We start from the raw sequence: 20,328 nt of genomic DNA on the forward strand, positions 1-20,328 counted from the left end.
ACCGCTGCAAAATACCGCAATTTGGTTGCCCGCGCGGGGGTGCGGATGCTATCCCGCGCCCATGACAACTGCCCCGATTTCGAACATCCGCAACTTCTCCATCGTCGCCCATATCGACCATGGCAAATCGACCCTTGCCGACCGCCTGATCCAGATGACCGGCGGCCTGTCGGATCGTGAAATGGCGGGCAAGGAGCAGGTGCTCGATTCGATGGATATCGAGCGCGAGCGCGGCATCACCATCAAGGCGCAGACCGTCCGGCTGAACTACCGCGCCAAGGACGGCAAGGATTACATCTTCAACCTGATGGACACGCCCGGCCATGTCGACTTCGCCTACGAGGTCTCGCGGTCGCTGGCGGCCTGCGAGGGTTCCCTGCTCGTGGTCGACGCCAGCCAGGGCGTCGAGGCGCAGACCCTCGCCAATGTCTATCAGGCGCTCGACAACAATCACGAGATCGTGCCGGTCCTGAACAAGGTCGACCTGCCGGCAGCCGAGCCCGAGAAGGTCAAGCAGCAGATCGAGGACGTGATCGGCATCGATGCGTCCGACGCCGTGATGATCTCGGCCAAGACCGGCGTCGGCGTGCCCGATGTGCTGGAAGCCATCGTGACCCGCCTGCCGCCGCCGAAGGGCGACCGCAACGCGACCCTGAAGGCGCTGCTGGTCGACAGCTGGTACGACGTCTACCTCGGCGTGGTCGTCTTGATCCGCGTCGTCGACGGCGTGATGAAGAAGGGGAGCCGCATCCGCATGATGGGCACCGGCGCCGCCTACGACATCGAGCGCGTCGGATTCTTCACGCCGAAGATGGAGCAGGTCGAGGAGCTCGGCCCCGGCGAGATCGGCTTCATCACCGCGGCGATCAAGGAAGTCGCCGACACCCGCGTCGGCGACACCATCACCGATGACAAAAAGCCGATCAGCGAGATGCTGCCGGGCTTCAAGCCGGCGATTCCGGTCGTGTTCTGCGGCCTGTTTCCGGTCGACGCCAACGACTTCGAAACGCTGCGTGCGGCGATGGGCAAGCTGCGGCTCAACGACGCAAGCTTCTCCTACGAGATGGAAACCTCCGCCGCGCTCGGCTTCGGCTTCCGCTGCGGCTTCCTCGGCCTACTGCATCTGGAAATCATCCAGGAGCGGCTGTCGCGCGAATTCGACCTCAATCTGATCGCGACCGCGCCGAGCGTGATCTACAAGATGAAGCTGACCGACGGCACCGAGCTCGAGATCCACAACCCGGTCGACATGCCCGACGTGGTCAAGATCGCCGAGATCGAGGAGCCGTGGATCGAGGCGACGATCCTCACGCCCGACGAATATCTCGGCAGCGTCTTGAAGCTGTGCCAGGACCGCCGCGGCTCGCAGAAGGAGCTCACTTATGTCGGCTCCCGCGCGATGGTGAAATACGACCTGCCGCTCAACGAGGTGGTGTTCGACTTCTACGACCGCCTGAAGTCGGTCTCCAAGGGCTACGCCTCGTTCGACTATCATCTGACCGACTACAAGCCGGCCGACCTCGTCAAGATGCAGATCCTGGTCAACGCCGAACCGGTCGACGCGCTGTCGATGCTGGTGCATCGCACCCGTGCCGAAGGCCGCGGCCGCGCCATGGTCGAGAAGATGAAGGAGCTGATTCCGCCGCACATGTTCCAGATCCCGATCCAGGCGGCGATCGGCGGCAAGGTGATCGCGCGCGAAACCGTCCGCGCGCTGCGCAAGGACGTCACCGCGAAGTGCTACGGCGGCGACATCACGCGCAAGCGCAAGCTTCTGGAGAAGCAGAAGGAAGGCAAGAAGAAGATGCGGCAGTTCGGCAAGGTCGACATCCCGCAGGAAGCCTTCATCGCCGCGCTCAAGGTGGACAGCTGAGGCGGCGCTACCGGCGCGACTGTTGCCCATTCTTGTCCCAGCAACAAAACGCACCATGATTTGAATCGCCACTGCATCGCGCTCCGACTAGACTGCGATCATGTTGCGCATCCTCTCCCTCTCGATCGTCATCCTCGCACTGCTGCAGCCGGACCTGAGCTCCGCCGCCTCCTCGAAGAAGCGGCACGGCACCCGCTGGCACGGCTATGGCTTCCTGCCCGGCTACCGGCAGCCGCCGAACCAAACCATTCCGGTGTTCGGCCCGCGCGGCGCCGCCCGCGGCTACCCGGACTATTCGCCGCAATATTGGTATGGCGGGGACTGGTACTATTTCGGCCGCCCCGGATTCTATCGCGGCCGCTACAATGGCGGCAGTTTTGGTCCGTGCTGGACCTGGACGCCGATCGGACGCGCCTGGCAGTGCGGCTAGAGCGTTTTCGAGCGAAGTGGCTCCCGGTTCGCGTGAAGAAAACGCGTCAAAGCAAGGATCTAGAGCCCCGTTCCGATTCTATCGGAACGGAAAAGGCTCTAGCCGCGCGTCGCTGCGACATCTTGCGCATGCAACGCACAATCCGCTGATCACGGAATGAGAGGCATGTTGCCCGTCATGTTGCCCCTGGACCTCGGATAGGCCAGCATCCTCCCTGCGCGCACCACAACAAACAACGGCGCCGGGGAAACGCATGAGCAAGGCCGCTCGATTCGATTATGGCTGGGTCGTCGTCGGCGCGGGCGCGCTGATGACCTGCGTCGGCTTCGGCACCATGCTGTCGCTCGCGGTGTTCCTGCAGCCGATCTCGGATGCGATGGGCTGGTCGCGCGCCGGCATCTCGGCGGCGGCGACGCTGGATTTCCTCTGCATGGGTTTTGCGGCGTTCGCCTGGGGCGCGCTGTCCGACCGCTTCGGTACCCGCATCGTGGTGCTGGCGGGCAGCCTGTTGCTAGGGCTTGGCTTAGTGACGGCGAGCCAGGCGCAGAGCCTGTGGCAATTCCAGCTCTGCTTCGGCGTGCTGATCGGGATCGCGGCCGGCAGCTTCTATGCGCCGATGATGGCGCTCGCCAGCGCCTGGATCGACAAGCATCGCAGCCTCGCCGTCGCGCTGGTGTCGGCCGGCATGGGCGTATCGCCGCTGACCGTCGCGCCGTCGGCAAGCTGGCTGATCACGGCCTATGACTGGCGCTTTGCGATGTTCGTGATCGGCATCGCCGCATGGGCGTTGCTGATCCCCGCATCGTTCCTGGTGCGCCCGGCGCCGCAGGGAACGGACGTCGCAATCCCGACCGCCGCGAACGTGCCGCACACCGAATGGACCGCGGCGCAGGCGCTGCGCACGCCGCAATTCATCACGCTGGCACTGGCGCATTTCGCCTGCTGCGCGGCGCATTCGGGGCCGATCTTCCACATGGTGTCCTATGCCATGGTGTGCGGCATCGCACCGCTCACCGCGGTCACGGTCTACAGCCTCGCCGGCTTCTCCGGGCTCGGCGGGCGGCTGCTGCTCGGCGTGCTCGCCGACCGGCTCGGCGCCAAGCCGGTGCTGGTCGGCGGCCTCCTGGTGCAGGCGCTGTCGATCGCGACCTATCTCGCGGTGGCGCAGCTCGGCGAGTTCTACGCGCTGTCTGTGGTGTTCGGCCTCGCCTATGGCGGCGTGATGCCGCTCTACGCCGTGCTGGTGCGCGAGTTCTTCGGCGCGCGCATCATGGGCACGGTGTTCGGCGCGGTGTCGGCGTTCGCGAGCCTCGGCATGGCGCTCGGGCCATGGGCCGGCGGTTACGTGTTCGACACGTTCCACGGCTATACGTGGCTGCACGCCGGTTCCTTTGCGATCGGCCTCGCCGCGGTCGCCGTGGCGCTGAGTTTCTCGACCAAGCGCCAGCCGTCGCTCGATCTCGGCCGCGCCGCCGCCTGAGCGCGGATGCATTCGTCACACTCGCGCACACCGGCACAGCTGGTGGATAGCTGATCTGCATCGGCGCCGTCCCGCCTTGCCTTCCCTTGCCCTCTCCTGCCGGATGAGCCACCATCGCCTGGCCTGCCCAACAAGAATGACAGAAGGCGCCGAGGACACGCATGAACAAGCCGCAGGGATTCGACCTTGTCGAGCGGGCGCGCGCGCTGGCGCCACTGATCACGAGCGAAGCCGACGAGATCGAACGGACACGGCGGTTGACGCCTTCCGTCACCGCGGCGCTGGTCGAGAACGGGCTGTATCGCGCGCTGCTGCCGAAGCGTTTTGGCGGCGCCGAGGCGACACTGGACGCCTTCATGCAGATGCAGGAGGAGATCGCCAAGGCCGATGCATCCACGGCCTGGTGCCTCGGCCAGTGCAGCGTCTGCGCCATGACCGCGGCCTATCTCGAGCCCGACGCGGCCAACGAGATCTTCAACACCGCGCCCGGCATTCTCGCCTGGGGCGCGATCGCCCATGAGGTCCGCGCCGAGCCCGGCGGCTATCGCGCCAGCGCGCGCTGGGATTTCGCCTCGGGCTCACGGCAGGCAAGCTGGCTCGGCGCCCATGTCCGCGTCGTCGAGGCCGACGGCTCACCGCGCGGGAAGCCCGACGGTTCGCCGGAGATCCGCACCATCCTGTTCCCGATGTCGTCAGCGACAATGTATGACGTCTGGGACGTGATCGGCCTGAAAGGCACCGGCACCGATTCCTACTCGGTCGACAACCTCTTCATTCCGGAAAAATTCGCCGCGCTGCGCGACGATCCCGCCGCATGCCGCGAGCCGGGGCCGCTCTACAAGCTCTCCACCAACATGGTGTTCAGCATGGGCTTTGCCGCCACCTCGCTCGGCGTCGCGCGCGCCATGCTGGATGCGGCGACCGAGCTTGCCCGCGGCAAGACCCCGCAAGGCCTCAAGGCGATGCGCGACAACAACGCCGTGCAGGGCCAGATCGGCCGCACCGAGGCGAGCCTGCGCGCCGCGCGCGCCTATCTGTACGCGACGGCCCACGACGTCTGGAGCGATCTCGTCCGCGGCGATCCCATCACCGAGGCGCATCGCGTCGCGATCCGCATCGCCTCGACCTGGACCATCCACCAGTCGGCCGCAGTGGTCGACATCGCCTATCACATGTCGGGGGCAACGGCGGTGTTCGCCAGGAATCCGTTCGAGCGACGGTTTCGCGACATGCACGCAATCGCGCAGCAGATCCAGGCCCGCGACACCCAGTATGAGGACGCCGGCAAGGCGATCCTGGCGGGCAATCTCGGGGCGCTGCCGACGACGCGCTAAAGCATGATCCGGAAAAGTGCGAAGCGGTTTTCCGAAAAGACCATGCTTGAACAAGAACTGAAGCGCGATCAAGTCAGATTGAACCGGGGCGTTGACTCATAAGTCCGCTGTGTCGGCTCTGCTCCCTAAAACACGACATCGCCGGGTAATCATGGCATGTCGGTTTTGGGCCAACAGTGGGCATGACGACTGGCGGCCCTCGCAATCTGAATTCTGTCCCCGACTGTGCAAAATGGATTCTGTCGACTGCCCGGATTTTTCAGCGGTGCGGTAACGCATTGAGCTCGCAGAGGGCAGCCGTCGCGCTTGGTACAGCCAAAATTCGCAATCTTGGTGCTGTTTTATGAGCAGGCGCGGCGCATCTATTCGTTCGTACTAAGCGACCGAACTGCCTTGGCAGTTCTTGGATAGTCGGCGCGTCCGCGCGCTCTGCAAAAGTTCCACCAAAGGACAGAGGAGTAAATCCCATGAAGGCGATCGTTGTAACGGACCAAGCCGCGGGAACGGCCGGGATGAAGCTGGTGGACCGGCCCGAGCCGCAGGCAGCGATAAACGACGTCGTCGTTCAGGTTTATGCGTCGAGATTTGTCCCGACTGAGCTGGCGTGGCCCTCGACCTGGACCGATCGCCTCGATCGTGACCGAACACCGTCGATCCCGGGGCACGAGCTGGCCGGAGTGGTCACCGCTCTCGGATATGGCACTACAGGGCTATCGGTGGGACAGCGGGTGTTCGGTCTAGCGGACTGGTATCGCGACGGCACGCTGGCCGAGTATGTGGCGATCGAGGCGCGCAACCTCGCGCCGCTACCGGGCGACGTCGACTTCACAATGGGTGCAAGCCTTCCGGTCTCGGGCCTGACGGCATGGCAAGGACTATTTCAGCACGGCCGCCTCCAGGCGGGGCAGAGCGTCCTCGCACACGGCGCGGCCGGCGCAGTCGGGTCGATGGTGACGCAACTCGCGCGAGAGGCCGGCGCGTATGTCATCGGCTCCGGGCGGTCCGCCGACCGTCAGACTGTGCTCGACTTCGGCGCGCAGGAGTTCGTCGATCTCGACAACGACGCCCTTGAGGACGTCGGCAAAGTCGATCTGGTGTTCGACGTCATTGGCGGTGAAATCCAGAAGCGGTCGGCAAAACTGATTCGAGGCGGAGGAATACTGGTGACGATCGTTGGGCCGGCCGAGGCGCGACCCTCCGACGGCCTGGCGGTCGACTTCGTCGTCGAGTCCGATCGTTCCCAACTGACTGAGATCGTCCAGCGGGTGCGGGACGGACGCCTGCGGACGAACATCGGCAACGTCACGACTCTCGACGAGGCCGTCGCTGCCTTGAATCCGACCGGTCGACGCAAAGGGAGTACGATCATCCGCGTTCGCCCCTGAGTGACACATGCCTATTGATGCGCGCAGCCGGCCGGCCCTGTCAGGCCAGACGTTGAACAGTACGAAAGTAGCACCGGCGGCCATGGTCGCGGCACGAATACCGGCGGCGCAACATCCGGTTGTTAAGCTTTTTCTGCGACTTTGCCGACGGCGCTAATGCCTGGAGTTTCGCTGGTCCCATGTTCACGCTTCGATCGATTGCCGCCCGCCTGATTCTGGCGATTTCGCTGACTGTCGCGGTCGCCTGCGCCATCCTCGGCGGCTTCTCCATCAGCCAGCAGCGGGCGCTGACGCGGCTCGCGCTCGATCAGCAGCTCAAGCTGCAATATGACAGCGTGATTGCGGCGATCGACTACGAGGGGCGCGCCGCGCTTGCGGTCTCGGCTGTCATCGCCGCCCTGCCGCCGGTCGAAGATGCTATCGCCAAGGGCGACCGCGACGGCCTCGGAAGGCTGCTCGGCGCCTCCTGGGCAGCGATGAAGGCGCAGGGCATCCCGCTGATCTCGTTCTGGCAGCCCCCGGCAACTGGCTTCTACCGGGTCCACGCGCCGAAGGTATTCGGCGACGACGCCTCGACGCGGCGCACCACGGTGGTGGAATCGAACAGGACCGGCAAGCCGATCGTCGGCGTCGAGCCCGGCCGCGAGGCGCTTTCGATCTTCGGCATGACCCCGATCATGCACGAGGGCAAGACGCTGGCCAATGTCGACGTCGGCGCCGCCTTCGGCAAGGAATTCGTCGACCGCGCCAAGAAGCGCTTCGGCATCGACCTCGCGGTGCACTCCTTCGACGGCCAGAGCTTCAAGCGGCTGTCCTCGACCTTCGGCGACACCGTGGTCGCGACCCAGGACGAGCTCAAGCGTGTGATGAACGGTGCGGCCCTGCTGCGCGACGCCGTTCTCGACGGCCATGCGGTCGAGCTCTATCTCGGCCAGATCAAGAACTACGCCGGCGAACCGGTCGCCGTGCTCGAGATCGTCAAGGACACCAGCGACTATGAAGCCGCCGCGGCGAGCGCGCAGCGCAATCTGATCCTCGGCGTGGTCGCGATCATGGCCGCCGCCGTGCTGCTCGCGTTCCTGCTCGGCCGCGGCCTGTCGCGGCCGCTCACCGCGATCACCGCGGTCATGAACCGCCTGTCCAGCGGCGACACCAGCGTCACCATACCCGGCAGCGAGCGCCGCGACGAGCTCGGCACGATGGCGAAGGCGGTCGATGTGTTCCGCCGCAGCATGGTCGAAACCTCCTCGCTGCGCGAGGCGCAGGAGGCCGACAAGGTGAAGGCGGAGGCCGACAAGCAGGCCTTGCAGCGGCAGATGGCCGATCGTTTCGAAGCCGACGTCAAGGGCATGGTCGCCGCCGTCGCGCGGTCCTCGGGCGACATGCAGCGCGTCGCGGGCGAGATCACCGCCAGCGTCAACGGCGCCTCCGAACGGACCTCGGCGGCAGCCGCCGCGTCCGAGGAAGCATCCGCCAGCGTCAATGCGGTCGCAGCCGCAACCGAGGAGCTGGCGTCCTCGATCACCGAGATCGGCCGCCAGGTCACCGATTCCAGCCGCGTCGCCGACAGCGCCGTGACCAAGGCCATGGAGACCACCGAGATGGTGACGAGCCTCGCCGCATCGGCAGAGAAGATCGGCGACGTGCTGCGCCTGATCAGCGCGATCGCGAGCCAGACCAATCTGCTGGCGCTTAACGCCACCATCGAGGCGGCACGCGCCGGCGAGGCCGGCCGCGGCTTTGCCGTGGTCGCCGCCGAGGTGAAGGACCTGGCGAGCCAGACCGCGAAGGCGACCGAGGAGATCGCCGGCCAGGTCGGCGCGATCCAGTCCGCCACCGGCAACTGCGTCAGCGCGATCGGCGACATCAGCGGTACCATCCGCGAGATCTCGGGTATCGCCACCGCGATCGCGGCCGCCGTCGAGCAGCAGGACTCGGCGACGCGCGAGATTGCCCGCAGCGTGCAGCAGGCGTCCACCGGGACCGTCGAGGTCTCCGCCAATATCGCGGGCGCGAGCGAAGCCGCCGGCCAGTCGCGGGCCCTCACCGGCAATGTGCTGGATACCTCCGGCCAGCTCGGCGATCACGCCGCCGCGCTGTCGCACAGCGTCGACACCTTCCTCGCCGGACTGCGCAACGCCGCCTGAGCGGCGGCGCCGGGCTTCAAGTCATGGCCAGGGCAGCACGGGCGGCGGAGCGGACCGGTCGGACTTGTCGTCCGGCCGAGAGTCGGGCCGGCCCCAATCGCGCATGAACGGCATCTTCAGCAGGCCGCGCAGCGACTGCTTCTCGGGATCGTCGAAGCCGTCGAGGCCATAGCGCAGCTCCGCGAAGCGTGGACCACGATTATAGGTGCCGCCGAGCCGGTCCCAGATCGAGAGCAGGTTCGAATAATTGCTGTCGGTCTCCGGCTGATGACGCGAATGATGCATCTTGTGCATGTTCGGCGTCACGAAGACGAGCCGCAGCCAGCGGTCGAGCCGCTCGGGCAGGCGGATATTGGCGTGCTCGAACTGGGCGTTCAGCGCCGACAGCGTCAGATAGGTAACCAGCACCCAGGCCGGCGTTCCGAACACGAAGACGCCGGCGATGTGCCAGCCGATCCGCCACAGCGTCTCGCCGGGATGCTCGCGGAAGGCCGTGGTGACGTCGACGAAGCGATCGGCGTGGTGCATGCGATGGAAGCGCCACATCCAGCCGAGCTTGTGCATGGAGACGTGGGCGAAATAGGCGAACAGGTCGAGCCCGACGATCCCGAGCAGGAGCTGGTTCAGGGGTGACAGGCCGAGCCAGTGCGACAGACCGAATTTCGCATCCAGCGTCCATTGCGCGGCCAGCGGCGACAGCGGGCTGAGCAGCAGGTTCACGCCGACAAAGATCACGGTGATGGCGGCGTTGCGGCCGATATTGCGCAGCCGGTCGCTGCGGCCATAGCTGAACAGCGGAAACGCGGCCTCGAACAGCAGCACGATCGCGAACGACGCGAGCAGGAACGCGATGCGCGCGCCGGTCGACGGCAGCTCGACATGAGCCATCTCAGCCGCGCCCGGATGCCACACAAGCTTTGCAAAGCCGATCATGCTGGCCGCTCCTCTTTACAAAACGAATATTCGTTCTTTACATTGGCAACGAATGATCGTCAAGCCCGCCGCATTAGCTGGCCGCGACCTGAAAAGGACCCGACTATGCCGAAGGTGAAACCCGAGACGCTCGCGATCCGCCGCGAGGAGATTCTGCAGGCCGCGGAGATCTGCTTTGCCCGCCAGGGATTTCACCAGACCACGATCCAGGACGTGATCAAGCAGTCCGGGCTCAGCGCCGGCTGCATCTACGGGCATTTCACGGGCAAGGAGGAGCTGATCCAGGCGATCGGCGAAAGCCGCCATGGCCGCGACAGCGCGCTGCTGGTGCTCGAGGGTCCACCGGACGATGTGTTGCAGAGCCTGCGGTCGATCGCCCGCGGCTTTCTCGGCGACCTGCAGAAGGAAGAAGGCCTGCGCGCCCGCCGCGTCGCGTTGCAGCTCTGGGCGGAGGCGCTGCGCGACGACGTGGTCCGCGACCAGGTGACGAGCGGAATCCGCCAGCCGATCGCCCTGATCGTGGACCTGCTGCGGCGCGGCCAGAAGAGCGGCGCGATCGACCGCGGCGTGCAGCCGCGCGGCGCGGCGCGAGCGATGGTCGCGATGTTCCAGGGCATCGTGCTGCAACGGCTGTGGGGCGAGACCGTCTCGACCGCGGAGGCGATGCACGCCTTCGACATCTTCCTTGCCGGCCTTGCGGCCAAGCGCTGACGGGAGATGCCATGATCGTCCACGACCTCCTCGCCGGCATCGGCACGGGCCTCGCCGGCGGTCTGACCGCCGGGCTGCTCGGCGTCAGCCCCGGCGGCGGACTGGTCGTGTTCTCGGTGCTACTGCTCGGCGCCGGGCAGCATGTCGCGCAAGGCATCTCCCTGGTCGCGCAGGTGCCGCCGACCAGCCTCACCGGGATCCGGCGCTATTGGCAGAGCGGCAACCGCACACCATTGCGCTGGATCGCGCTCTTGACAGTCGGCTTCGTCGCCGGCGGCGCGGCCGGCGCGCTCGCCGCCAACCATGTCGCCGAGCCCGCGCTGCGCTGGACCTATGTGGCCTATCTCGTCGTGCTCGACGCGATGCTGATCCTGCGCGGCGGACGTGACCAGGCGAAGCACGACGACAAGGGCACCGCGCGCGAAATATCCTGGCCGGCGCTGCTCATTGTCGGGCTGCTGGCGGGCCTGTCGTCGGGCTTTCTCGGCATCGGCGGCGGACTGGCGACCGTGGTGGGCTTAAGCGCCGTGCTCGGGGTGCCGCAGCATCAGGCGCAGATGGCAAGCCTCGTGATATCGCTGATCCCGACCGCGATCCCCTCGGCATGGATCTATTGGAGCGAGGGCTCGCTGGCGTCCTGGCCGGTGCTCGCGGGCGTGATCGTCGGCCTGCTGGCCGGCACCGATCTCGGCGCCCGCGCCGCCAACCGCATCGACCGCGCGCGGCTGCGCAACGCGATGATCGTCTTCGTGTCGCTGATGGCGCTCTATATGACCTTCAAGGCGCTGTGGTAGATAGGCGTGGATACGTCCTCCTTGCGGAGCCCACCATGCGCAAGCCGGCAACATCGACCAGCAAGGCGGCGCGACGGCCGCACACCAAACCGGCAGATGCGCTGTTCGACGCGTACCCTGCCCCGGTCAAAGCCAAGCTGCTGGCGCTGCGGCAGCTGATCTTCGAGACCGCGGAGGCGACCAAGGGCGTCGGCGCGCTGGAAGAGACGCTGAAATGGGGCCAGCCGAGCTACCTCACGCCGGAGACCGGCAGCGGCAGCACGGTCCGGATCGATCAGGTGAAGCCGGCCGCCGACCAGGTCGCGGTCTACTTCCACTGCCAGACCAATCTGGTCGAGACCTTCCGCGAACTCTATCCCGAGCTCAGCTACAGCGGCAACCGCGCCATCCTGCTCGATGTCGCGGGCAAGCTCCCCGAATCCGCGCTGCGCCACTGCGTGGCGCTGGCGCTGACTTATCATCTGAACAAGCGGACGGCAGGCAGCAGGACGTAACCTCCGTCATTGCGAGGAGCGAAGCGACGAAGCAATCCATCTGACCGCCCGTGAGGATAGATGGATTGCTTCGCTCCGCTCGCAATGACGTGGCGGGTACAGCCTTTCTACGCCACCAGCGCGGTCGCGACGCGTTGCGCCTTCAGCAGGCTGATGACCTCGGCGTTCGGCCGGGCGCGGCTGAACAAGAAGCCCTGGCCCTCGTGGCAGCCTTCGGCGCGCAGGCAGCTCAACTCCGCCTCGGTCTCGACGCCCTCGGCGGTGATGGTGACGCCGAGCCCGATGCCGAGACTGACGATCGAACGCACGATCGCCTGCGCGTCCGGGTTCGCGCCAAGGTCGCGCACGAAGGACTGGTCGATTTTGATCTTGTCGAACGGGAAGCTGCGCAGATAGCTGAGGCTCGAATAGCCGGTGCCGAAATCGTCCATCGACATCCGCACCCCGAGCGCACGCAGCGCATGCAGCGTCGCCAGCACCTGGCTGCTCTTCTCGAGCAGCAGCGTCTCGGTAATCTCGAGCTCGAGCCGCCGCGCCGGCAGGCCGGATTGCCGCAGCGCGTCGGTGACCAGCGCCAGCAGGTTGCCGGTACGGAATTGCAGCGGCGACAGGTTGACCGCGACGCGTACGTCATCCGGCCATTGCGCCGCGTCCATGCAGGCGCGATGCAGCATCAGCGCGCCCAGCGGATTGATCAGCCCGGTCTCCTCTGCCACCGGGATGAACTCGCCCGGCGAGATCATGCCGCGCTCTGGATGCGGCCAGCGCACCAGCGCCTCGAAGCCGGTGATGCGCCCGGTCGCAAGATCGACCAGCGGCTGGTAATAGGGCCGCAGGCCTTCGTTCTGGATCGCATCGCGCAGGTCGATCTCGATCTTGCGGCGGCTTTGGGCGCGCGCGTCCATCTCCGCCTCGAAGAAGGAGAAGGTGCCGCGGAATTCGCTCTTGGCGCGCGACAAGGCCATGTCGGCGCTCTTCAGGAGTTTTTCGGAATCCTCGCCGTCGCCGGGCGACATCGCGATCCCGATGCTGGCGCCGATCACCACCGAATGCCCCTCGAGCAGATAGGGCTCGCCGATCGCGTCCAAAATCCGCCGCGCCAGCAACACCGCGTCCTCGGGCCGCATCACGCCGCCCTGCACGATGGTGAACTCATCGGAGTTGAGACGGGCCAGCGCATCTTCCTCGCGCAGCGTCGAGCGCAGGCGCTTGGCGACCGCGCGCAGCAGCTTGTCGCCGATGCCGTGACCGAGCGTCTCGTTGACCGCCTTGAAATTGTCGAGACCCAGCATCAGCACCGCGACCTTGTCGGTCGAGCGGCGGGTGTGCTGCAGCATCTCGTCCATCTGCTGGCGCAGCAGATTGCGGTTGGGCAGGCCGGTCAGGCTGTCGTGCTGGGCCATGAAGGCGAGTCGCGCCTCGGCGCGCTTGCGTTCCGTGATGTCCATCAGCGCGAGCAGCATCGCCGGCTGGTCGCCATGCATCAGCTGGCGCGAATAGATCGCAAGGTCGATCAGCGTGCCGTCGGCGCGCACATGCTTCCAGGTCCGCGCCGCCTGCTCGTCGCTGCTGCGGCCCGCCGCCCAAGGCAAGTCGGCATCGAATGCCTGCAGGCTCCTGATCGTCATCCGCTCGAATTCGGCGCGGACGTAGCCGTAATGCGCGATCGCAGCGTCGTTGACGGCGAGGATCCGCTCGCCGTCGAGCGCGCACAGGATCATCGGCACCGGATTGCCGTCGAACAGCAGGCGGAACGACGCCTCGCGCTGCTTCAGTTCGGTGATGTCGACGCGCAGGCCGACGATGCCGCCATCCGAGGTCAGCCGCTCCTCGATCAGCACGACGCGGCCGTCGGCCAGCACCTGCTCGTGCCGCTCACCCGGCTGGTACATCTTCCTGAGCCGTTCGGCGATCCACTCTTCCTCGCGGCCGGCGGCCTCCGGATAATCGCCGCGCGCGACACCGATGCGGATGGTGTCTTCCAGGCGCGCACCGTGCTCGAACAGATCGGAGCTGCGCTTGTAGATTTCCGAATACTTCTTGTTCCAGAGCGTATAGCGGCCTTCGCGGTCCAGGAACACGATGCCCTGCGGCAGGATGTCGATCGCCTCACGCAGCCGCGCGTTGGATTTGCGCGCCTCGGCGATCGCGGCCTCGGCCTGCGCGCGCTGGCGCACCAGTTCGCCGATCTCGACCGCGGGGCGGCGCGATCTGCCCGACACTTTCGGCATCGGTGCGGGCCGGCGGCCCCGAGGACGGGACAGTTTGGCCTGGTTCAGTTTCTTGGTGTTTTTCTTCGGCCGCATCATCGGTATCGCACGCCCCACGCGCATTCCAGTTCGGCGATATATCTGCGATAAGTCTCTGAAAAATTGGTATCTCCTGGCGCGTAGCTGCGCTGCCTGAGAAGCCCTTGCATGCCTGCTTTGCAGGCGAATTCACGCCGGGCGCGAGTTTGCTCCCGGCGCTCCGGCGGCGCACGGCACAGATTCGCAGCGACGAAGCGCCGGCTCTTGGTGAAGGAAGCGTAAACCGGCGCGCGATTGCACAATGAATGCGCCGAAGACGCTTCAAGCGCATCAATGTTCGTCAGCGTGCCGCAGGGTTATCGCGCGGTTAAAGTGCGGTGCGCCTCAGCCTTCGGATTTTGCCGGATCATACCTTAGTTGGTGATCTCGATGCGCGTGCCGCCTCGGCCGTTGCGCTCGACCAGCGCATAGAGCATTGCGGCGTGCGAGGGATGCAGGCGCACGCAGCCATGCGAGGCCGGTCCGCCAAGGCGCGTGAGTTCGTATGTTCCATGGATGGCAAAGCCGCGGTGGAAGAAGATCGAGTGCGGCATCGGCGAGTTATAGTACTTCTTCGAGTACCAGCGGCGCGCCAGCATCTGCGGACGGAACACCCCACTCGGCGTGCCATAGCCGCGGCGGCCGGTCGACACCGGCCAGTTGTAGCGTCTCGCGCCGTCGACGCTGACCGCCATGCGCTGCGATGATTTATCGATGTGAACGACGACATCGGCCCGTGCCGGGGAGAACGCCAAAATCGGCGCGGCAATCGCGGCGGCAAACGCCAGCCGTACGCACGATACGCTTGTCACAATAACGCCTACCCTGAAATTATTGCGGACATGATGTCGCCCACAACGTGCGCTTGTAAAGTGGCGTGGCTCACATCGGAGCCTGGAAGCCGCGGGTAATCTTAATCCACCCTGTGGGCGATCAAGCGAATGGGATGAAAGCGCGGTACGTCCGGTTCGAATCCATGCTAGCCTTGCGCCGACAGAGTGATCCGAATGACACCCCGCCTGCGTCTGTTCCCACTCCTGATCTTAGCCCTCGTCGCCTGCACCATCTCCGCGCGGGCGCAGGACAGGGGCTCGCTCAATCCACAGCCGCTGCCGCCGCTCGCCAACCCCAACGATCCAAAGATCGGGGCGAAGCAGCTGTTCGCGCGCAAGGTTTTGCCGGCGGCATTGCCGACCCGGTCGATCGGCGGCTACACCAAGGGTTGTCTCGCCGGCGCCACGCAGATGCCGCTCAACGGCGACACCTGGCAGGTGATGCGCTTGTCGCGCAACCGCTACTGGGGTCACCCCAACATGATCGCGCTGCTGAAGCGGCTTGCGGCCAACGCGCACAAGGACGCCGGCTGGCCGGGCATCCTGGTCGGCGATATCGGCCAGCCGCGCGGCGGCCCCGCGCTCTCCGGTCATGCCAGCCACCAGATCGGACTCGACGCCGACATCTGGCTGACGCCGATGCCCGATCGCAAATTGTCGCGCGAGGACCGCGAGGAGATGTCGGCGGTGATGATGGTGCGCGACGACCGGCTCGACATCGATCCGCGCGTCTTCACGCCGGGCCACGTACTCGTTATCCGCGACGCGGCGCGGGAGCCGGCGGTGCAGCGCATCTTCGTCAATCCCGCGATCAAGAAGGCGCTGTGCCGCGAGGCCACGGGCGATCGCGGCTGGCTGTCGAAGATCCGGCCGTGGTGGGGCCACGACTACCACTTCCACATTCGCATGCGATGTCCGTCCGGCAGCCCGACCTGCGAGAGCCAGAAGGCGCAGGCGGAGGGCGAAGGCTGCAAGCCGTCCGATCTCGCCTTCTGGTTCAAGGATTCGGTGCTGCATCCGAAGCCTCCGCCGAAGCCGCCGAAACCCCGCCCGCCGATGACGCTTGCGCAGATGCCGGCTGACTGCAGGACGGTGCTGAACGCCCCCGACGCCAAACAGCAGCTGCCAGGGCAATAACATCTTCGTCAGGCGGCTATGCCGGCCGGCTCGAACTGCGATATGATCTCGTGCCGTCGCGCCGTAAGCGCGTTCGGGCGATGGATCGGGGCGGCTGATCTGTTTATCCGTCATCACGAATGGACCAGACATGCGCAAATCGCTCCTCGCCGCAGCGCTCGTGCTCGTCTCGACTTCCGCTGTCGCGGCGGAGGAGCCGAGCGGCTGTGACAAGTTCAAATGGTCGATCGAGCGCGCACGCGCCGCGCTGACCGCGTCCGATCGTGCCAGGGTCGTATCGGGAAGCGAGCAGACGGCGCTGCCGGCGACCGCGATCACGCTGGCGCTGGTGGCCCCCGGCGACGCCAAATTGCCGACCCCGCCGGAGCGCGCGCCGAAGGAAGGCACCTTCGCCGGCTTCACCAACTTCAAGGCCGCGCCGAAGGCCGGGCTCTATACCGTCAGCCTGTCGGCCGGGGCCTGGGTCGACCTGGTGCAGGACGGGCATCTCCTGAAGCCCAAGGCGTTCAGCGGCGCGACCGATTGCGACGGTATCCGCAAGACCGTGAAATACGACCTCGCCGCCAGCCCCTTCGTGCTGCAGGTCAGCGGCTCAAAAGAGAACTCGCTGTCGATCGCGATCCAGCCGGCGGACGAATAGGACGAGCGGTTAGACAAACGGTCGCCTTTACCGTAAGCCCCAGCCTGCTATGTTTGCAGCGCGATATCCCTGAGGACCGTAAGTCCGTCGGGGACCAGCGGAACAGCGCTTCCGTCCGTCGCAGGCCAGACCCCAACCCAACGCCTGATTTGCGCGCAATCGTTCGCGCGCGAACTCGCACGGAGCGCTTTCCATGTCACGACTTTCAATTTCAAGGCTTGCCGGACTTTTCACCGCTTTCGTCATCCTGCTCGGCGCGCTGCATTCGCCCGCGAGAGCGGAGGACAAGACGCTCACCGTGTTTGCCGCCGCCTCGATGAAGAACGCGCTCGACGACATCGATGCAGCCTATACCGCCAAGACCGGCGTCAAGATCACCGCCAGCTATGCCGCGAGCTCGGCGCTTGCCAAGCAGATCGAGCAGGGTGCGCCGGCCGACGTGTTCGTCTCCGCCGACACCGACTGGATGGACTATGCGATCAAGCAGAAGAACATCAATGAGCAGACGCGGGTGAACCTGCTCGGCAACTCGATCGTGCTGATCGCGCCGAAGGATTCCAAGATCGACAACGTCAACATCGGACCGGGCTTCGATCTCGCCAAGGTCGCCGGCGACGCCAGGATCGCGACCGGCGACGTCAAGGCGGTGCCGGTCGGCAAATACGCCAAGGCCGCGCTGGAGAAGCTCGGCGCCTGGCAGGCGGCGGAGCCGAAATTCGCGATGGCCGAGAGCGTGCGCGCCGCGCTGACGCTGGTGGCACGCGGCGAAGCCGTGCTCGGCATCGTCTATTCGACCGACGCCAAGGTCGAGCCGGGCGTCAAGATCGTCGGCACCTTCCCGGCCGACACCCATCCGGCCATCATCTATCCGGTCGCGGCGACCACGACCGCGAAGCCGGAGACCGCCGAGTACCTGGCCTTCCTGCGCTCGTCCGCGGCGAAGACGATCCTCGAGAAATACGGCTTCAAGTTCCTGATCAGCCCGACGACCTAAGCGTGTTCGAGATCTCGCCGACCGAATGGACGGCGATCCTGCTGTCGCTGCGGGTCGCCGTCATCGCAACACTGGTGGCGACCCCGTTCGGGGTAGCGCTCGCCTGGCTGCTGGCGCGGCGCGATTTCTGGGGCAAGTCGCTGCTCGATGCCGCCGTGCATCTGCCGCTGGTGCTGCCGCCCGTCGTCACCGGCTATTTGCTGCTGCTGACCTTCGGCAAGCGCGGCCTGGTCGGCGGCTGGCTGGCCGACCATCTCGGCATCGTGTTCGCATTCCGCTGGACCGGCGCGGCGCTCGCCTGCGGCGTGATGTCGTTTCCGCTTCTGGTGCGGCCGATCCGTCTCTCGATCGAAGCGGTCGACCGCCGGCTCGAGCAGGCGGCCGAGACACTCGGCGCCGCGCCCTGGCGGGTGTTCGCAACCGTGACGCTGCCGCTGGCGCTGCCCGGCTTGCTGGCCGGCATGGTACTCGGTTTTGCCAAGGCGATCGGCGAGTTCGGCGCGACCATCACCTTCGTCTCCAACATTCCCGGCGAGACCCAGACCATTTCGTCGGCGATCTATTCGCTGATCCAGACGCCGGATGGCGACCCCGCCGCCGCGCGGCTCGTGATCATCTCGATCGTGCTCGCGGTCGGCGCACTGGTCGCGGCTGAAGTGTTCGCGCGTCGCGCCACCGCGCGCCTGCATGGGCAATAGAGCATGATCCGGAAAAGTGTGAAGCGGTTTTCCGAAGAGGTCATGCTCAAACAAGGAGCTAAAGCGCGATGACGATTCAACTCAATCTCATCGCGCTTTAGCCATGCTGCGCGTCGACATCACCAAGCAGCTCGGCGAGTTCTCGCTTGCGGCCTCGTTCAGCAGCGAGGGCCGCGTCACCGGCCTGTTCGGCGCGTCCGGCTCCGGCAAGACCTCGCTGATCAACACCATCGCGGGACTGTTGCGTCCCGACCGCGGCACCATCGTGATCGACGGCGAGACCGTCGACGATACCGCGACCGGCATCCACGTCCCGAGCTGGCGCCGCCGCATTGGTTACGTGTTCCAGGACGCGCGGCTGTTTCCGCATCTCGATGTCCGCCAGAACCTCGACTACGGCCGCCGCATGAACGGCCTCACCGAAGATCCCGCCCAACACCGGCGCGTCGTCGACCTGCTCGACATCGGCGCCCTGCTCGACCGCCGTCCCGGAAAGCTCTCCGGCGGCGAGCGCCAGCGCGTCGCGCTCGGCCGGGCGCTGCTGTCCAAGCCGCGGCTGCTGCTGCTCGACGAGCCGCTGGGGGCGCTCGACGAAAGCCGCAAGCTCGAGATCCTGCCCTATCTGGTGCGGCTGCGCGACGAAGCCGGCATCCCGATGGTCTATGTCAGCCACGACGCGGCCGAGCTGCGCCAGCTCGCCACCCAGATCGTGATGCTGCGCGGCGGCCAGGTGACCGCGTTCGGCGGTGTCAAGGTGCTGACGGCGGGCGCCTAGCTGGCCGTTTTTCCGAAAGTCGGCATAAGATAGCCTATCTTGTCTGCCAGGCCCGCGTCGGGACGTCCGATCGGGCATAGGGAAGGGTGAATTTGTGCGACTGACTGGCTGGGTGTTGCTGCTGATCGGCGGGCTGCTGTGCGCCACGATTTCGTGGGCCGCGCTCGGCTTCCTGCTGATGGGCGTCGGCCTGATCGCGCTGCAGGTCGACGAGCGGCGCCGGCGTCCGGCCGATGCTGCCGTGCCGGCCGGCGCCTCGGGATTTACACCGCCGCGCCTCAGCGACGGACTGCAGCCGCCGACCCTCGACCCGATCGAAGCCCAGGATACCGGGCAGCGTCAGCCGCGCCGGGTGGCCTGGCCCGACAAGAAGGGGGACGCGGCTTACGACCGGGAGACTTACGACCGGGAGGCCTGGCGCCGGCTTGTCGACAGCGATCCCGACCTCGCCCAGATCGCCAATGTGCTCGCCGATTACGGCCCGCAATATGTCGACGAGCTGGCGGCGAGCTATCTGGCCGCACCCGACAAGGGCCGCCTGGCGGCGATTGTCGACGGCATCATCGCGCGCGCCGGGGATGGTCAGCCGATCCCGCCGCCGCCCGCACCAGTCGAAGCATCTCGGCCGCCGCCGCTGCCGCCCCCGCCGCAGCCAAAGCAGGTGATCATCCCTTCCGCCAAGCCGGCGGCTTCGCCAAGCAATCGCGCAAACGCTCTCGAAGCGTCCCTGCTCGCCACGGTCGAGGAGGCTTCCGCCAAGATGGCCGCCGAACGCGCGGGTCTCTTCAAGCCTGCCAAGGAGCCTGGCAAAGAGCCGGGCAAGGCCACCGACAGCCGGCCGCAGGCGGCGATCCCGCGGGAACCGCTGTTCGGTCGCGCAACCCGGGACGCGAAGCCCGCCGCTTCGCCGCCGGTACCGGTCACACCGCCGCCCATGCCGGCCGACACGCCCGCCGCCCTCGAAGCATCGTTGATCGCCGCCGTCAGCGAGGCCGCCGCCCGGCGCGCGGACGCCCCCAAGGATGCATCCAAGGACGCCCCCAAGGACGCGTCCAAGCCGGCACCGGAGTCAGCGCCGCCGGCGAGGCGCGAGCCCGAAATCCGTGCGGTCGCGCCCACTCCACCGACGCCACCTCCGCCGGCTCCCGCTGCGCCCGCCACGACGCCAGCTGCGACGACACGACCTGCGAAGACAGCGGCCGACAATCTCGACGAGACGCTGCTCGCGGCGCTGGCCGAGATTTCCGGCCAGAAAATCAAGGGCGAGACCAAGCCGGACGCGGCGTCCAAGGGCTCGTCCGGTCCGCCGGCCGACGACGGGCTGTCCGACATGATCAAGAAGTTCGCGCCGGATTCGAACTTCCTGCGCAAGACGTAACGGC

General features: G+C 66.4%; 18 protein-coding genes. 15 read left to right on the plus strand and 3 right to left on the minus strand.

What is annotated here, in order from left to right; genetic code table 11:
- Positions 1-61: 61 nt before the first annotated feature.
- From lepA to J6525_RS28425, 6 genes are all read left to right on the plus strand, one after another.
- Positions 62-1,873 carry a translation elongation factor 4 gene (lepA, locus tag J6525_RS28400; RefSeq protein ID WP_225647119.1) on the plus strand — a complete coding sequence of 604 codons (1,812 nt, stop codon included), beginning with the start codon at positions 62-64 and terminating at the stop codon, positions 1,871-1,873.
- 100 nt (positions 1,874-1,973) lie between these two features.
- The gene (locus tag J6525_RS28405; RefSeq protein ID WP_225647120.1) at positions 1,974-2,303 is read left to right on the plus strand and encodes a hypothetical protein; all 330 of its coding nucleotides are present in this window, start codon (positions 1,974-1,976) and stop codon (positions 2,301-2,303) included.
- A gap of 253 nt (positions 2,304-2,556) precedes the next feature.
- Positions 2,557-3,783 carry an MFS transporter gene (locus J6525_RS28410; RefSeq protein WP_225647121.1) on the plus strand — a complete coding sequence of 409 codons (1,227 nt, stop codon included), beginning with the start codon at positions 2,557-2,559 and terminating at the stop codon, positions 3,781-3,783.
- Positions 3,784-3,944: 161 nt separating this feature from the next.
- On the plus strand, positions 3,945-5,117 hold the full coding sequence (locus tag J6525_RS28415) for an acyl-CoA dehydrogenase family protein (protein ID WP_225647122.1): 1,173 nt from the start codon (positions 3,945-3,947) through the stop codon (positions 5,115-5,117).
- 467 nt (positions 5,118-5,584) lie between these two features.
- Positions 5,585-6,502, plus strand: coding sequence for an NADP-dependent oxidoreductase (locus J6525_RS28420; protein ID WP_225647123.1), 918 nt, complete (start codon positions 5,585-5,587; stop codon positions 6,500-6,502).
- A 179-nt stretch (positions 6,503-6,681) separates the two neighbouring features.
- The gene (locus J6525_RS28425) at positions 6,682-8,649 is read left to right on the plus strand and encodes a methyl-accepting chemotaxis protein (protein ID WP_225647124.1); all 1,968 of its coding nucleotides are present in this window, start codon (positions 6,682-6,684) and stop codon (positions 8,647-8,649) included.
- A 21-nt stretch (positions 8,650-8,670) separates the two neighbouring features.
- Here J6525_RS28425 and J6525_RS28430 read toward each other — a convergent pair whose 3' ends face one another.
- Entirely contained in the window at positions 8,671-9,582 is a 912-nt protein-coding gene (locus J6525_RS28430; RefSeq protein ID WP_225647125.1) for a sterol desaturase family protein, read from the minus strand.
- Positions 9,583-9,687: 105 nt separating this feature from the next.
- Here J6525_RS28430 and J6525_RS28435 point away from each other — a divergent pair, with 105 nt between their 5' ends.
- From J6525_RS28435 to J6525_RS28445, 3 genes are read left to right on the plus strand one after another with little or no spacing between them, the layout of a single operon-like run.
- Positions 9,688-10,293 (plus strand): TetR/AcrR family transcriptional regulator, encoded by a 606-nt coding sequence (locus tag J6525_RS28435; RefSeq protein ID WP_225647126.1) that lies wholly within the window; start codon positions 9,688-9,690, stop codon positions 10,291-10,293.
- An 11-nt stretch (positions 10,294-10,304) separates the two neighbouring features.
- On the plus strand, positions 10,305-11,087 hold the full coding sequence (locus J6525_RS28440) for a sulfite exporter TauE/SafE family protein (RefSeq protein WP_225647127.1): 783 nt from the start codon (positions 10,305-10,307) through the stop codon (positions 11,085-11,087).
- A 35-nt stretch (positions 11,088-11,122) separates the two neighbouring features.
- Positions 11,123-11,581, plus strand: a complete 459-nt coding sequence (locus J6525_RS28445) for a DUF1801 domain-containing protein (RefSeq protein WP_225647128.1) — start codon at positions 11,123-11,125, stop codon at positions 11,579-11,581.
- 107 nt (positions 11,582-11,688) lie between these two features.
- Here J6525_RS28445 and J6525_RS28450 read toward each other — a convergent pair whose 3' ends face one another.
- On the minus strand, positions 11,689-13,887 hold the full coding sequence (locus tag J6525_RS28450) for a putative bifunctional diguanylate cyclase/phosphodiesterase (protein WP_225647129.1): 2,199 nt from the start codon (positions 13,885-13,887) through the stop codon (positions 11,689-11,691).
- 356 nt (positions 13,888-14,243) lie between these two features.
- Positions 14,244-14,681: a L,D-transpeptidase gene (locus J6525_RS28455; protein ID WP_225647130.1), complete on the minus strand. Its 438-nt coding sequence runs from the start codon at positions 14,679-14,681 to the stop codon at positions 14,244-14,246.
- A gap of 195 nt (positions 14,682-14,876) precedes the next feature.
- On the opposite strand from J6525_RS28455, the gene mepA reads away from it, so the two are divergent.
- The 6 genes from mepA to J6525_RS28485 all read left to right on the plus strand — a co-directional run bounded on the left by mepA (position 14,877) and on the right by J6525_RS28485 (position 20,324).
- The gene (gene mepA, locus J6525_RS28460) at positions 14,877-15,839 is read left to right on the plus strand and encodes a penicillin-insensitive murein endopeptidase (protein WP_225647131.1); all 963 of its coding nucleotides are present in this window, start codon (positions 14,877-14,879) and stop codon (positions 15,837-15,839) included.
- 130 nt (positions 15,840-15,969) lie between these two features.
- On the plus strand, positions 15,970-16,479 hold the full coding sequence (locus J6525_RS28465) for a hypothetical protein (RefSeq protein ID WP_225647132.1): 510 nt from the start codon (positions 15,970-15,972) through the stop codon (positions 16,477-16,479).
- A gap of 208 nt (positions 16,480-16,687) precedes the next feature.
- A complete protein-coding gene (modA, locus tag J6525_RS28470) occupies positions 16,688-17,473 on the plus strand; it encodes a molybdate ABC transporter substrate-binding protein (RefSeq protein WP_225647172.1) in 786 nt (261 codons plus the stop codon).
- A gap of 2 nt (positions 17,474-17,475) precedes the next feature.
- Positions 17,476-18,171, plus strand: a complete 696-nt coding sequence (modB, locus tag J6525_RS28475; RefSeq protein WP_225647133.1) for a molybdate ABC transporter permease subunit — start codon at positions 17,476-17,478, stop codon at positions 18,169-18,171.
- Positions 18,172-18,274: 103 nt separating this feature from the next.
- On the plus strand, positions 18,275-18,946 hold the full coding sequence (gene modC, locus J6525_RS28480; RefSeq protein WP_225647134.1) for a molybdenum ABC transporter ATP-binding protein: 672 nt from the start codon (positions 18,275-18,277) through the stop codon (positions 18,944-18,946).
- A gap of 112 nt (positions 18,947-19,058) precedes the next feature.
- Positions 19,059-20,324, plus strand: a complete 1,266-nt coding sequence (locus J6525_RS28485) for a hypothetical protein (RefSeq protein WP_225647135.1) — start codon at positions 19,059-19,061, stop codon at positions 20,322-20,324.
- Positions 20,325-20,328: the final 4 nt, after the last annotated feature.

Origin of the sequence: Bradyrhizobium australafricanum (genome assembly GCF_020329495.1) — a bacterium.
In the GTDB taxonomy this organism is placed as follows: Bacteria; Pseudomonadota; Alphaproteobacteria; order Rhizobiales; family Xanthobacteraceae; genus Bradyrhizobium; species Bradyrhizobium australafricanum.